This is a genomic window from Microbacterium sp. NPDC056044 (assembly GCF_042267145.1).
Classification (GTDB): domain Bacteria; phylum Actinomycetota; class Actinomycetes; order Actinomycetales; family Microbacteriaceae; genus Microbacterium.
In genome coordinates this window covers 57,241-70,954 of the sequence record NZ_JBHJWZ010000004.1, presented here as the reverse complement: position 1 = coordinate 70,954, position 13,714 = coordinate 57,241, and the positions used below count along the sequence as shown (strand labels likewise).

At 71.5% G+C, this 13,714-nt stretch carries 15 protein-coding genes; 3 read left to right on the top strand and 12 right to left on the bottom strand.

Annotation, left to right across the window (positions count from 1 at the left end; all coding sequences use genetic code 11):
• Window positions 1-10: 10 nt before the first annotated feature.
• Genes purH through ACFC1I_RS12240 form a run of 3 tightly spaced genes read right to left on the bottom strand, consistent with a single transcriptional unit; the run spans window position 11 to window position 3,765 of the window.
• The gene (gene purH, locus ACFC1I_RS12250) at window positions 11-1,615 is read right to left on the bottom strand and encodes a bifunctional phosphoribosylaminoimidazolecarboxamide formyltransferase/IMP cyclohydrolase (protein ID WP_376009553.1); all 1,605 of its coding nucleotides are present in this window, start codon (window positions 1,613-1,615) and stop codon (window positions 11-13) included.
• Window positions 1,616-1,641: 26 nt separating this feature from the next.
• Window positions 1,642-2,244 carry a phosphoribosylglycinamide formyltransferase gene (gene purN / locus ACFC1I_RS12245; RefSeq protein ID WP_376009551.1) on the bottom strand — a complete coding sequence of 201 codons (603 nt, stop codon included), beginning with the start codon at window positions 2,242-2,244 and terminating at the stop codon, window positions 1,642-1,644.
• A gap of 24 nt (window positions 2,245-2,268) precedes the next feature.
• On the bottom strand, window positions 2,269-3,765 hold the full coding sequence (locus ACFC1I_RS12240) for a DUF6350 family protein (protein ID WP_376009548.1): 1,497 nt from the start codon (window positions 3,763-3,765) through the stop codon (window positions 2,269-2,271).
• A gap of 128 nt (window positions 3,766-3,893) precedes the next feature.
• Between ACFC1I_RS12240 and ACFC1I_RS12235 the strand changes: the two genes are divergently transcribed.
• Window positions 3,894-5,378: an NCS2 family permease gene (locus ACFC1I_RS12235; protein WP_376009545.1), complete on the top strand. Its 1,485-nt coding sequence runs from the start codon at window positions 3,894-3,896 to the stop codon at window positions 5,376-5,378.
• Between the two features lie 57 nt (window positions 5,379-5,435).
• Here the strand turns inward: ACFC1I_RS12235 and ACFC1I_RS12230 are convergent, their stop codons facing one another.
• The 8 genes from ACFC1I_RS12230 to ACFC1I_RS12195 form a co-directional block, all read right to left on the bottom strand.
• The gene (locus ACFC1I_RS12230) at window positions 5,436-6,179 is read right to left on the bottom strand and encodes a formylglycine-generating enzyme family protein (RefSeq protein WP_376009543.1); all 744 of its coding nucleotides are present in this window, start codon (window positions 6,177-6,179) and stop codon (window positions 5,436-5,438) included.
• Between the two features lie 34 nt (window positions 6,180-6,213).
• Window positions 6,214-7,782, bottom strand: a complete 1,569-nt coding sequence (locus ACFC1I_RS12225; protein ID WP_376009540.1) for a polysaccharide deacetylase family protein — start codon at window positions 7,780-7,782, stop codon at window positions 6,214-6,216.
• The gene (locus ACFC1I_RS12220; RefSeq protein ID WP_376009537.1) at window positions 7,779-8,303 is read right to left on the bottom strand and encodes a hypothetical protein; all 525 of its coding nucleotides are present in this window, start codon (window positions 8,301-8,303) and stop codon (window positions 7,779-7,781) included. Before ACFC1I_RS12220 ends, ACFC1I_RS12225 begins: the two co-directional genes overlap by 4 nt.
• A gap of 61 nt (window positions 8,304-8,364) precedes the next feature.
• Entirely contained in the window at window positions 8,365-8,817 is a 453-nt protein-coding gene (locus tag ACFC1I_RS12215; RefSeq protein WP_376009535.1) for a nitroreductase family deazaflavin-dependent oxidoreductase, read from the bottom strand.
• A gap of 132 nt (window positions 8,818-8,949) precedes the next feature.
• The gene (locus ACFC1I_RS12210; RefSeq protein WP_376009532.1) at window positions 8,950-9,672 is read right to left on the bottom strand and encodes an aquaporin; all 723 of its coding nucleotides are present in this window, start codon (window positions 9,670-9,672) and stop codon (window positions 8,950-8,952) included.
• Window positions 9,669-10,076 (bottom strand): arsenate reductase ArsC, encoded by a 408-nt coding sequence (locus tag ACFC1I_RS12205; RefSeq protein WP_376009530.1) that lies wholly within the window; start codon window positions 10,074-10,076, stop codon window positions 9,669-9,671. Before ACFC1I_RS12205 ends, ACFC1I_RS12210 begins: the two co-directional genes overlap by 4 nt.
• An 86-nt stretch (window positions 10,077-10,162) precedes the next feature.
• Window positions 10,163-10,654 carry a GNAT family N-acetyltransferase gene (locus tag ACFC1I_RS12200; protein ID WP_376009527.1) on the bottom strand — a complete coding sequence of 164 codons (492 nt, stop codon included), beginning with the start codon at window positions 10,652-10,654 and terminating at the stop codon, window positions 10,163-10,165.
• A gap of 14 nt (window positions 10,655-10,668) precedes the next feature.
• The gene (locus tag ACFC1I_RS12195; protein ID WP_376009524.1) at window positions 10,669-11,985 is read right to left on the bottom strand and encodes an NAD(P)-binding domain-containing protein; all 1,317 of its coding nucleotides are present in this window, start codon (window positions 11,983-11,985) and stop codon (window positions 10,669-10,671) included.
• 90 nt (window positions 11,986-12,075) lie between these two features.
• Between ACFC1I_RS12195 and ACFC1I_RS12190 the strand changes: the two genes are divergently transcribed.
• Entirely contained in the window at window positions 12,076-12,432 is a 357-nt protein-coding gene (locus ACFC1I_RS12190) for a metalloregulator ArsR/SmtB family transcription factor (RefSeq protein WP_376009521.1), read from the top strand.
• 62 nt (window positions 12,433-12,494) lie between these two features.
• A complete protein-coding gene (locus ACFC1I_RS12185) occupies window positions 12,495-12,728 on the top strand; it encodes a tautomerase family protein (RefSeq protein WP_376009518.1) in 234 nt (77 codons plus the stop codon).
• 60 nt (window positions 12,729-12,788) lie between these two features.
• Here the strand turns inward: ACFC1I_RS12185 and sucD are convergent, their stop codons facing one another.
• The gene (gene sucD, locus ACFC1I_RS12180; RefSeq protein ID WP_376009516.1) at window positions 12,789-13,691 is read right to left on the bottom strand and encodes a succinate--CoA ligase subunit alpha; all 903 of its coding nucleotides are present in this window, start codon (window positions 13,689-13,691) and stop codon (window positions 12,789-12,791) included.
• Window positions 13,692-13,714 lie beyond the last annotated feature (23 nt).

Genomic DNA, 13,714 nt, shown 5'->3' with positions numbered 1-13,714 from the left:
TCCTCTCGGCTCAGTGGAAGAAGTGGCGCTCGTTCGTGAAGAACATCGTCACGTTCGCGGCCTTCGCCGCGGCGATGACCTCGTCGTCGCGCACCGAGCCGCCGGGCTGGATGATGGCCGAGATGCCCGCGTCGAGCAGGATCTGCGGGCCGTCCGCGAAGGGGAAGAACGCGTCGGATGCCGCGACCGAGCCCGCGGCGCGGTCACCGGCGCGCTCGACCGCGAGGCGGCACGAGTCGACGCGGTTGACCTGGCCCATGCCGATGCCGACGGTCGCCGAGCTCTTGGCCAGGACGATGGCGTTCGACTTGACGGCGCGGCAGGCCTTCCAGGCGAAGATGAGGTTCGTCATCTCTTCGTCGGCGGGGCGCTCGCCCGACACCAGCTGCCAGTCCTTCGCGACCGACTCGATGTCGTCGGGGAAGCGGTCGGCGTCCTGCAGCAGCAGGCCGCCCGAGACGAGGCGCACGTCCATGCGCTCCTGCTGCCAGTCGGCCGGAAGCTGCAGCAGGCGCAGGTTCTTCTTCGCCTTGAAGACCTCGAGCGCGGCCGGCTCGAACGCGGGCGCGACGATGACCTCGGTGAAGATGTCCTTGAGGTTCTCGGCCATCTTGAGGGTCACGGTGCCGTTGGCGGCGATCACGCCGCCGTAGGCCGACACCGGGTCGCATTCGTGTGCGCGCAGGTGCGCGCTCGCGATCGGGTCGAGGGCGTTCGGCGCGGTGACCGCGATACCGCACGGGTTCGCGTGCTTGATGATCGCGACGGCGGGCTTGACCATGTCGAACGCGGCGCGCAGGGCCGCGTCGGCGTCGACGTAGTTGTTGTACGACATCTCCTTGCCCTGGAGCTGGATCGCCTGCGCGATGCCGTGGCCGCCGTTGCGCGTGTAGATCGCGGCGCGCTGGTGCGAGTTCTCGCCGTAGCGGAGCGTGGCGAGGCGCTCGGCCTTGATCGTGAGGTGCGCGGGCAGGTCCTCTTCGAGCAGCGTGCCCTCGGTGAACCACGTGGCGACCGCGCGGTCGTACTCGGCGGTGTGCGCGAAGGCGCGGGCGGCGAGCTCGCGGCGCTGCACCAGGCTCGTGCCGCCGGCGCGCACGGCGTCGATGACCGCAGGGTACGACGAGGGCGAGACGACGATCGCGACGTTGGCGTAGTTCTTCGCCGACGCGCGCACCATGGCCGGGCCGCCGATGTCGATCTGCTCGACGACGTCGTCGCCCTGGGCGCCCGAGCGCACCGTCTCGACGAACGGGTAGAGGTTCACCACGACGAGCTCGAACGGCGCGATGCCGAGCTCGCCGAGCTGACGCTCGTGGTCCTCGAGGCGGAGGTCGGCGAGGAGTCCCGCGTGCACGCTCGGGTGGAGCGTCTTGACGCGGCCGTCGAGCGACTCGGGGAACCCGGTCACGCTCGACACGTCGGTCACCTCGTACCCGGCCTCGCGCAGCAGCGTCGCCGAGCCCCCGGTCGACACGATCTCGACGCCGGCGGCTGCCAGCGCCTCGCCGAGCGCGAGGAGGTCTGTCTTGTCGCTCACCGAGACCAGTGCGCGGCGCACCGGCACGACGTCGCGGGGGCGGTACAGGGCGGGGTCGTGGCTCGGTCCGGCCATGGCGGATCTCCTCGGGTGGGGTGGGTTCAGAGCTGGGCGCTCGCGGACACGGCCGCGAGGTCGAGGTCGCCGGTCGCGACGCGGCGCACCACGTCGATGAGCAGGCGGCGTTCGACGGGCTTGATGCGCTCGTGCAGGGCGTGCTCGTCGTCACCGGGAAGCACGGGCACGCGCTCCTGGGCGAGGATCGGCCCCGAGTCGACCCCGTTGTCGACGATGATGACGCTGGCCCCGGTCTGCGCCACGTCGGCGGCGAGCGCGTCGCGCACGCCGTGCGCACCGGGGAACTCCGGCAGGTAGGCCGGGTGGGTGTTGATGATGCGCGGCGACCACGCCTCGACGAGGTCCGCCGGCAGCAGGCGCATGAGGCCGCTCAGCACGACGAGATCGGGCTGCCAGACATCCAGCTGGGTGCCGAGCTCGGCGCCCCACTCCTCGCGGCTCGCGAACTGCGCGAACGGCACCATGAACGTGGGGATGCCGTACTCCTCGGCGTGCGAGAACCCGTCGGCCTCGCGATCGGCGCCGACGACGACGATGCGGGCGGGGAAGTCGGGATCGGCCGCCGCGTCGAGCAGGGCGCGCAGGTTCGACCCTGTGCCCGAGATGAGAACAGCGACCGTCAGCACCGGCTCAGTCTAATCGGAACCGTCTCAGGCGCCGGGCGGTGCCCACCGGGGCAGCTCGATCGGCTCGGTCGTGGCCTCCGAAGTGACGGGCGGGGATGGACGCTGCGCCCCCGCGTCCGCCTCGGGCGTCGCGCCGCCCCGCCGGGCGGTGAACGCCGCGACCGCGGCGAACGCGGCGGCCTCCGGCGGTTCGGGGTGCGCCTCCTCGTCCGCCGGCTCGCGGTCGACGACCGCCGGAGCGGGCGCGACATCGTGCGCGGCCGACCGGCCACGCGCCGCCGCGCGCGGCGACAGCAGCAGGATCGCGGCGCCGAGCAGCACCTCGAACCCCACCGCCAGCGCGACGGGCCCGGCATCCGGCCCGAACTCGGCGAGCCGCCCGGGACCGAGCGACCCCGAGGCCGCGCCGGCGAGGAAGGCCGCCGCGGCTCCCGAGAGCAGCGCGATGCCCGCGGTCACGACGAGACGGGCGGCGATGGGGTCTTCGGCGGTGTGCGCGTGGTCGCCGGAGGCGGCGGAGTCGTTCCCGGGGGCGCCGGCGTGCAGCATCCGTGACCGCGCGATCCATCCGGCGAGCGCGCCCAGGGCGACCGGCAGCAGGGCGAGCAGCAGCAGCCACGACGTCGTCGACTCGGGCACGGCGCCCAGCATCGGAAGGCCCGGCACGACGCCGACCTGGGTTCCCGCGGGCGAGACCGCGGTGCCGGTGCCGACGGCGAACCCGGGTCCGGCGACGAAGCTCATCCCCCACACCGCGAGGGTCGGCACGTAGGCGAGCTGGGCGAGGGTGATGACGGTGGCGCCGATCGGGTCGACGTCGCCGGCCTGGAACAGCGCGACGATCTGCCCCGCGCGCACGAACAGTGCGACGGCCGCCACGGCGGCGCCGACGCCCACGAGCCCGGCCACGACCACGGCCATCCCGCGCGCGACGAGCGCGGGAACCTCTCCCCATCCGTGCGGTGCGGCCTCGACGCGGTCGCGCAGCCGCGCGATCGCGCCGGTGCCCGCCTCGGACCACTCCGTCACGATCGCCGCGACGACGGCGGGCACGGCGAACAGCAGCGTCGGCACCAGGATCGCCTGCCAGGTCTCGGCGCGGGCGACGTCGTTCGCGCCGGTCAGCGCGGCGCCGGTCGTCAGGAGCGCGAACACGGCGCTCGAGGTGAGCACACCGGTCAGCCACGCGTCGGCGTGCGACGCGCGGGCACCCGAGCGGGCGGCGAAGATCACCGTGAACGCGGCGAACGCGAGCGGGGCGAGCGAGAGGACGAAGGATGCCGCGCCCGCATCGATCCCCGTCGCGGCGAGGTAGTCGGGCGGCAGGGTGACGGCGAGCGGCACGAGGTTGCCGAGCTGCCACACCGACACCGCCGACGGCCAGAGCAGCCCCCAGTCCGCTCCGCCCCCGAACCCGAACACCCACAGCAGGGTGAGCGGCGCAAGGGTCGCGGCGATGCCGACGGCCGCCGCGATGACGGCGTCGACGGAGGAGAGGAGGGCGACGATGAGGCGATGCATGCGCCATCGACCCTACTTCGACGCACCGCCGGGGCCGGGGCGCCCGCGCGCGGGGCCGAGGCATCCGTCCAGCGAATCCTCAGGTTGGCGCGAGAGCGACTAACGTGTCACTTCGGAGGTCCCCCCACATGAGCACAGCCGAGTCCACGGCGCCCAACGCCCCCGACGAGACCGAGAACGCCCAGACCCCGGAGCCGAAGAACGGCTTCGACAGGTTCTTCGAGATCACCAAGCGCGGATCCACGATCCCCGCCGAGATCCGCGGCGGTGTCGTCACGTTCGTGACGATGGCGTACATCGTCATCCTGAACCCGATCATCCTGTCGGGCACACCCGACGTCGCGGGCGAATCGCTCGGGTTCGGCCAGGTCACCGCCGTCACCGCCCTCACCGCGGGCGTCATGACCGTGTTGTTCGGACTCGTGACCCGCCTGCCCTTCGCGTTCGCGGCGGGGCTCGGCATCAACTCGTTCCTCGCTGTGTCGGTGGTGGGCGAGGTGACGTGGTCCGAAGCGATGGGACTCGTCGTCATCAACGGTCTGATCATCGTGCTGCTGGCGGCCACGGGCCTCCGGCGCATGATCTTCGACGCCGTGCCGATCCAGCTGAAGCTCGCCATCACGGTCGGCATCGGCCTCTTCATCGCCTTCATCGGCTTCGTCGACGCGGGCTTCGTCAGCGCGACCGGCGCGTCCTCTCCCCCGGTCGGACTCGGCGTGGACGGCTCGGTCGCGACCGTGCCGACCCTCATCTTCGTCTTCACGCTGCTGCTGACCGGCGTCCTCGTGGCCCGCAAGGTCAAGGGCGGCATCCTCATCGGCCTCGTCACCGGCACCGTGGTCGCGGTGATCGTCGAGGCGATCTGGAACATCGGCCCGAAGTTCTCCGGCGACGACGTCAACCCCGGCGGGTGGGGCCTCTCGGTCCCCGAGCTGCCGTCGTCGCTCGTGAGCGTGCCCGACCTGTCGCTCGTCGGCCAGGTGTCGTTCGGCTCGTTCGAGCGCATCGGCGTGCTGGCTGCCTTGATGCTCGTCTTCACGCTCGTCTTCACGAACTTCTTCGACGCCATGGGCACCATGACCGGCCTGTCGAAGGAGGCCGGTCTCGCCAACGAGAAGGGCGACTTCCCGCGCATCAAGTCGGCGCTCATCGTCGAGGGTGTCGGCGCGGTCGCGGGTGGTTTCACCTCCAGCTCGTCGAACACGGTGTTCATCGAATCCGGTGCCGGCATCGGCGAGGGTGCCCGCACGGGCCTCGCGAACGTGGTGACGGGTGTGCTGTTCCTGATCGCCATGTTCTTCACGCCGCTCGTGTCGATCGTGCCCACCGAGGTCGCGGCATCCGCTCTGGTGATCGTCGGCGCGCTGATGATGTCGCAGATCCGCTTCATCGACTTCTCGGACTTCTCGATCCTGCTGCCGGTGTTCCTCGCGGTGACGGTCATGCCGCTCACCTACTCGATCGCGAACGGCATCGGCGCGGGCTTCATCGCCTGGGTGGTCGTCCGCTCGCTCTCGGGCAAGGCCCGCCAGATCAGCCCGCTGCTGTGGATCGTCGCCGCCGGCTTCGTCCTGTACTTCGCCCGCGGACCGCTCGAGACCCTGCTCGGCTAGTCGACAGACACACGGACGGAAGCGGATGCCTCGGCTCGAGGCATCCGCTTCCGCCTTTCAGCGCAGCGGGGTCCAGCCGGGCGGGGTCGGGCCGTCGTAGGCGGCGCGCTCGGCATCGGCGCGCGCCGACCAGCCCTGAGCCTTGTCGACCGCGTCGAAGCCGCCGCGCGCGACGCGGAAGCCGACGTCGTCGTGGTGCATGCGTGGAGCGCCGCCGCGCCGCGTCGATGCGCGGACGCTCCAGGCGTCGTCGGCGAAGCCGCCGCCGCGGAACACGCGGTAGTCGCCGTACCGGGCGGGATCGAGCAGGTCCCACGTCCACTCCCACGCGTTGCCGAGGGTGTCGAAGAGGCCGTTGAGGTTCGGCAGCTTGCCGCCGACGTTCTGCGGTGTGCCCACGCCGTCGGCGCTGGTCCAGGCGATCTCGGCGAGCGGGCCGTAGTGGGGGCCGGTCGAGCCGGCGCGGCACGCGTGCTCCCACTCGGCCTCGGTGGGAAGGCGGAAGCCGTCGGAATCGACGTGCCACGTGACCTCCTCGCCGTCGAACGAGTACGCGGGGTCCAGCCCCTCCCACTCCGACGCGGCGTTGCAGAACCGGATCGCGCGCAGCCAGCTGACGTCGGTCGCGGGGCGGCGCGGGTGCGTCGCCGGCTCGCCGAGGAGCTCGGCCAGCTGCTCCTGGGTGACGGCGTAGACGCCGATCTCGTAGGGCTCGAGCTCGACGGTCCAGCGCGCCTTTCGGCGGGCGTCGTGCGGGGTGACCGATCCGCCGGCGATGCGGGCGAGGTCGATGTCGGTCACCGCGGAAGTATCCCACGCGGCGGGACGGGAGCTTTCAGGGAGCGCGGCGCCAGGAGCCTGAGGCGGGCGGCTGGCCGCCGAACAGCTGCCGCACCGTCACGAGCTGGAACCCGCGGTCGAGGAGGCCGTCCATCACCGCGCCCGCCGTGCGCGCGGTGCCCGGATGGATGTCGTGCAGCAGCACGATCGACCCCGCGCGCGGCTGCTCGACCGCCCGCGAGATGAGCACGTCGTCGGCCGGCCCCTGCCAGTCGTTCGTGTCGACGTCCCAGAGGATCGCGGGCATGCCCGCCGCGGCGAGCACGCGCGGCGTGAACTCGCCCCACGGCGGCCGGAACACCGTGATGTCCTGCCCCGAGGCCTCTTCCAGCGCCCGGGTGGAGTCCACGATCTGCGCGGTGATCTGCGCATCGGTGAGCTGTGGCAGATGCGGGTGGTTCCAGGTGTGGCCCTCGAGCTCCTGCCCCTCCCGTGTCATGCGGGCGAGGGTGTCGGCGAAGGCCTGCGCGTTCTGCCCCTGCGCGAAGAACGTCGCCGCTGCGTCCCGCGCCGCCAGATCGTCGAGGATCCCCGGGGTCAAGTCGGACGGCCCGTCGTCATAGGTGAGTGCGACACAGGGCACGAGTGCGCAGTCGACGGTGCGCGTCCCGGCGGGCGCCGCGGCGGGGCCGGTGTAGTCCTGGCCCCAGGAGGCCAGCACCCGCGCGCCGAGCGGCGTGAGCAGGCCGGCGGCGACCTCGGCGGGAACGGCGATGTCGAGCGGCCCGGTCGTCGCCGGTGCGCCGAGGCCGCTGAGGTCGGGAGCGGTGAAGCCCGGTGCGAGGGTGACGACCAGGCCGTCACCGGACGGCACGGTGGTGGCCAGCGCCGCCCGGATCGCCGCGAGCTGCTCCCCGTCTCCCACCACGACCGGTCGCCGGCTGAGCGCCCCTGCGTCCCGGCGGAGCGCCTCGACGATGTGCGCGCCGAGCGCCGCCGCCGCACCGTCGGTCCAGAGGCCGTCGGCCGTCGCCGTCTCGCCGGTCGCGACGTCGGCGTACAGCGTGGTCGTCGTGTCGTCGTGGACGCCGGTGGCGTCGCCCCTGATCACGCGGATCCGCTCCCCCACGATCGACCCGCCGGCCGCGACGATGCCGCAGACCACTGCGGTTCCGGAGCCTCCCACAGGGCCGAACGCGCGATCGGCCAGGAGCTCGGCGGCCGGGCGCTGCGTGGTGCCGGCCGCACAGCGCCGATCCCCGAGGCCCGAGCCGACCGGCGATGCCGTGGGCACGAACGCGGTGCCCGACGCGACCACGCGGTGGGCGATCGCGTCGTGGACGAGCTGCTCGGCCCGGGCGTTGAACGGGTCGGTGGTGGCGCCGGCCGGGAGCAGGGCGATGCGGGCCTGGATCCCGACCGCGTCGTTGCGCACACGCAGCGGCACGAGCCCCGCCCCGAGTGGACCGTCTGCGGCAGCCGCGACCTCGGGGACCGGTTCCGTCGCGTGCACGACCTCCGGAGCCCACGCCGGCGGCTCCCAGGCCCCGCGCGACGCCGGCGCGCACGCCGTCAGCGCCATCGCCGCCACGGCGAGCACCGCCACCGCCGCGCGGATCCTCATCGCCTGACGCCTTCCAGAAGGTCGCCGATGGCGGTGCGGTAGGCAGCCGCCTCACCGCCCTCGCCCAGGCGGACCTCGACGACGACGCGCACGCTGGGCGCAGCATCCGGCTCCCCCACCCCCGCGACGACTCCGCCGTCGTCGAGGTCGACGTGGACCGCGGTCAGACCCGACGCGAGCAGTTCCGAGCGCGCCGCGCCCGCCGCGTCGGCGACGGCGTCGGCGGGCTTCTCGTCGATCGTCTCGAGGCTCGCGCGCAGCGCGCCGTCGGGCGTCTGCACCGTGATGGCGTCGTCCGCGTCTCGCGTGATCACCCAGTCGGCGGGCACGATCACCGCGGCGCTTCCGAGCTCGGTCGGGGCGGTGCCGTCCGACACGTCGCTCGTGAGGTTCGCGATCGACGGCGGCACCGCCGCGAGGGCGGCCACGGCGATGCCCACGACGACGAGCACCCCCGCCGCGCACGCGAGGGCGAGCTCCCACCGGCGCGCAGCCGAATCCGTGCGTGCATCCCCGATCACGCTGACCCCCTGACGGGGCCGAGTCTAGGAGCGCGGCGGACGCGAGCCGCTCAGGAACGCCTCAGTTTCGCGAGATCAGTGCGCGCGGCTCGAGCACGAAGATCGCGATCTGCCGGTCCGTGCGCTGCTGGTAGCTGTCGTAGTCGGGCCAGACGCCCGCCGCCCTGGCCCACCACTCGGCGCGCTCGTCGCCCGCCAGCTCGCGCGCGGTGTAGTCCTGCTTCGCGTCGGCGTCCTGCAGTTCGACGTGGGACTGCCTACGCATGTTCTCCGCCCACTTGGGCTCGTCGGGCGCGCCGCCCTTCGACGCGACGACCGCGTAGCGGCCGTCGTGCTCGACGCGCATCAGCGCCGTCTTGCGCAGCGCCCCCGACTTCGCACCGACGGTCGTCAGCACGATGATCGGCACCCCGCGCAGCGTGTTCGCCTTCTCGCCGTTCGACGCCTCGAACGCCTCGGCCTGATTGCGCGCCCACTCCGACGTGGACGGCTTGTACTCTCCGGTCAGCGGCATGCCACCAGCGTACGGCCGCGGAAACCGGGGTCGGGCCGCCGTCGGGAGCGGTTCGCTCTGCGCGCTCGTCCCGCGGCGGACATCATCGGTCGCGGCGACCGCCCACCGGCGTGGATTCCACTTCGGTCGGCGCTATGCCTGCGGGATGCGCGATTCCGAACGCGTGAACAGCGCGACACCGATCGTCGCCCCCACGAGGCCGCCGACGAGCTGGGCGGCGATGAAAGGCATCGCCGAGGCGGGCGCGATGCCGGCGAAGGTGTCGGTGAAGATGCGGCCGACCGTGACGGCCGGATTGGCGAACGACGTGGAACTGGTGAACCAGTAGGCCGCACCGATATAGGCACCGATCGCCGTCGCGATCACTGGGTCGCTGCGGCCGGTGCGGGACAGCCCGATGACGAGCAGGACGAGTCCGGCCGTCGCGACGATCTCGGCGAGGAACGTCGCCAGAGTCGCCCGATCGGTCGTGGACAGGGAGGTCGAGGTGGCGAACATCGCGTTCGCGAGGATCGCACCGCATATCGCGCCGGTCACCTGAGCGAACACATAGACGCCGAGCGCCGGTGCCGTGAGTCCGGACCGGTCGCGCCTGCCGAGCGCGAAGTCTGCGAGGGATACGACCGGATTGAAATGTGCTTCGGAGACGGGCGCGAGGAGCAGGATGAGCACGCCCAGGCCGAGTGCAGTGGCGATGGAGTTCTCGAGCAGCTGCAGTCCGGTGTCGGTCGACAGCTGTTCAGCCGCGATGCCGGAACCGACGACCACGGTGACCAGGAGTGCGGTGCCGAGGAACTCGGCGAGGACGCGCCGCCAGAGCGGCTGCCGCGAGAGCGCTGGAATGTCGACCGTCATACGGTCGGGGTGAGCTCGCCGATGAGCCTCTCCACGCGCCCGCGGATCTCGTCGCGGATGCGGCGGACGGTGTCGGCGTCCTGCCCGGCGGGGTCGTCGAGCTGCCAGTCCTCGTAGCGCTTGCCGGGGAAGATCGGGCACGCGTCGCCGCAGCCCATCGTGATCACGACATCGGATTCCTTCACGGCGTCGACGGTGAGCAGCTTCGGCGTGTTCCCGGCGATGTCGATGCCCTCCTCGGCCATCGCGTCGACGGCGACCGGGTTGATCCGGTCCTTGGGTTCCGACCCTGCGGAGAGCACCTCGATGCGATCGCCGGCGAAGGCCTGCAGGTAGCCGGCGGCCATCTGGGAACGACCGGCGTTGTGTACGCAGACGAACAGGACGGTGGGCTTGGCGCTCATGCGGGGTCTCGCTTCCTTCTCACCAAAAGCATAGACGAGCATCGATGAATGGCTGGGGTGGTTCGGGTGACCCGTCGATCTCGATCTCAGTGCCCGTTGATTGTGCTGCGTCGTTCGACGACCACGGTGTCCCGCCACAGCCCGGCGTGAAGACCGAGCTCGGAACGGGCGATGCGTTCCCGCCGGCCGACAACCCGGAAGCCGGCGCGCTCGTGAAGTCGGAGGCTGGCGGTGTTCTCGGGGAAGATGCTGGACTGGATGGTCCAATACCCCCCTTGCTCGGCGGCGGCGATGAACGCCTCGAGCAGCAGGCGGCCGAGGCCCTTCCCGTGGTGCGCCGGGTCGATGTAGACGGAGTGTTCGATCACACCCCGGTAGGCGGCCCGGGCCGACACCGAGGAGGCGGCCGCCCAGCCGATGACGGTGTCGGTGTCGTCGACGGCGACCAGTCGGGCGTCCGGGATCTTGCCGGCGTCGAACTGCTCCCAGCTCGGGGTGGTGGTCTCGAAGGTGGCTTCACCGGCGGCGATCCCGGCGGCGAAGATCGCCTCGACCCGGGGCCAGTCCGCCGCGGTCATTTCCCGCACCTGGGTCACGAGCAGCACGTGCTTCCGCTGCCGAGGTCGGTCGAGCAGACACCGGTCGCGGGAAGGGTGAGCTGCACCTCGGTCGCGGCGCGCATGTCGCCGTCGAGCCAGGCGACCACGGAGCGGACCTGCTCGTAACCGGTGGCGAGCAGGAACGTCGGCGCACGACCGTAGGACTTCATCCCGACGACGAAGAACCCGGCCTCCGGGTGACGCAGTTCGTCGAACCCGTGCGGGGCGACGGTGCCGCAGGAGTGCAGGTTCGGGTCGATCAGCGGCGCCAACCGGATCGGTGCCTCGACGATGTCGTCCAGCTGCAGCCGGATCTCGCGGAGCATCCCCAGGTCCGGACGGAACCCGGTCGCGCCCACCGCCAGGTCGGTGTCGTGGGTGGCCGGGTCGCCGCGGCGGGTGCCGATCAATCGGATGCCGTCGCCGTGGGGTTCGAGGGTGGCGATCTCGAACGAGTCGATCTTCTCGATTATCCCGGCGTCGACGAGCTGGTCGACCCGGGAGCCGAGCCGGGCGCGGTCGGCGAGTTCGTCGTCCGCGGACGAGGAGACGCGGATCGCGGAGGCGTTGCGGATCAGCCAGGTCACCCGGGTGTCCGGCTCTGTCGTCGCCAGCTCGGCGAGGGCGATGAGGGTGTTGGCGGCAGAGTGCCCGGCGCCCACCACCGTGGTGTGCCGGCCGGCGAATCGCTCCCGCTCCGTGCCGAGCACGTCGGGCAGCGCGTGCAGCACGGCACCGTTCACAGCGCTTGTGCCGAGCGGGTCCAGCCCGGACGAACTCAGCGGATTCGGCGAGCCGTAGGTGCCGGACGCGTCGATCACCGCCCGCCCCGTCAGCTCCCCGAGGCCCTCCTCGGTCTGGACGCGGATCAGGAACGGGGTGGTGTCGCGGCCCGCGGTACGGGTGCGGTCCATGCCTTCCCGGGACACCGCGACCACGCGGGTGCCGAACCGGATCCGGGAGCGGATCTGCGGCAGAGAGGCAAGCGGCGCCAGGTAGTCGTCGACGAGTTCCTGCCCGGCCGGTGCGCGCCCGTCGTCGGCCGGCGCCGTCCACCCGGCCGCCTCGAGCAGACGGCGGGATGCCGGGTCGATCAGATGGCGCCACGGGGAGAACAGCCGGGTGTGCCCCCAGAGCCGGATCGACGACGCGGCCTTCTGCCCTGACTCCAGGATCGTGAAGTCGATGCCCCGCTCGACCAGGTTGGCCGCGGCCGCCAGCCCGATCGGGCCGGCGCCGATGATCACCACCGGCAGCGTCGCCAGCCGGTCGGTCACGACCGTGCGGGGTGTGAGATCGAGCAGCGTCACGACGAGCCTCCAACGCGGGATATTGATGAACGTCGATGCTCAGTATCTGCAGCCATATCGATGACTGTCAATATCGACTATTGTCGATATATGGTCACGATGCTCGAGGTCACCGACATCACCGCTCCCACCGGCGAAGTGTGCTGCGCGCCGTTGGTGAAGGAGCCCATTCGGCAGCATGATGCTGAGCAACTCGCCGTGACGCTGAAGGCTCTCGCGGACCCCGCGCGGTTGCGGCTGCTGTCGATCGTCGCCTCATCCGAAGGCCAGGAGGCGTGCGTGTGCGACCTCATCGAACCCGTCGGACTCTCCCAGCCGACGGTGTCCCACCACCTGAAGATCCTGACCGAGGCCGGGTTCCTTGCCCGCTCCAAGCGAGGCACCTGGGCGTACTATCGGCTGCAGCCGGACGCGCTCACCGGCGTGGCCGACTTCCTGACGATCTGACCGAATCCAGACAGGTCAGGTCACGGCGGGAGCTCCGTCGGTTTGCCCCGTATCGTCGGTTCATGCCCAACATCAGAGTCGAGCTCCTGCCCGGACGCACCGTCGACCAGCGCCGCCGCTTCGCCGAGGAGGTCACGCAGGCCGCGGTCGACGCGCTCGGCGCCCGCCGGCAGGACGTGCGCATCATGTTCGAAGAGGTCGCCGCCGACTTCGTCGCCAACGGTGGTGTGCTGGCCAGCGAGGACGACGACCGCGCCGGCCAGGTCGCACGATTCGGCGGTTCCGTCGCCGACTGAAACGACGAGGGATGGATGCCGCAGCCCCGGGCCGCAGCATCCATCCCTCGTGTGAACGCCTTACAGGCTCTCGATGATCTCGCGCATCAGGGCGGCGGTCTCGGACGGCGTCTTGCCGACCTTGACGCCGGCGGCCTCGAGGGCCTCCTTCTTGGCCTGCGCGGTGCCCGCGGAGCCCGACACGATGGCGCCGGCGTGGCCCATGGTCTTGCCCTCGGGAGCGGTGAAGCCCGCGACGTAGCCGACGACCGGCTTGGTCACGTTCGCCTTGATGAAGTCGGCAGCGCGCTCCTCGGCGTCGCCGCCGATCTCGCCGATCATGACGATCGCCTTGGTCTCGGGGTCGGCCTCGAACGCGGCGAGCGCGTCGATGTGCGTGGTACCGATGATCGGGTCGCCGCCGATGCCGATGGCCGTCGAGAAGCCGATCTCGCGCAGCTCGTACATCATCTGGTAGGTCAGGGTGCCCGACTTCGACACGAGGCCGATCGGGCCCTTGCCGGTGATGTTGGCGGGCGTGATGCCGACCAGCGACTCGCCGGGCGTGATGATGCCGGGGCAGTTCGGGCCGATGATGCGGGTCTTGTTCCCCTTCGACTGCGCGTACGCCCACGCCTCGGCGGTGTCGCCGACGGGCACGCCCTCGGTGATCACGACGAGCAGGGGGATCTCGGCGTCGATGGCCTCGACCATCGCGTCCTTCGTGAACGCGGGCGGCACGAACGCGATCGAGACGTCGGCGCCGGTGGCGGCGATGGCCTCTTCGACCGAGGCGAAGACGGGGAGCTCGACCGGGTTGCCGTCGGCGTCGGTGTGGAGCACCGTGGTGCCTGCCTTGCGGGCGTTCACGCCGCCGACGACCTGCGTGCCGGCCTTCAGCATGAGGGCGGTGTGCTTGGTGCCCTCGCCGCCGGTGATGCCCTGGACGATGACCTTGGAATCCTTGTTCAGGAAGATCGACATTTCTCTGTTCCTCGTTCTTTCAG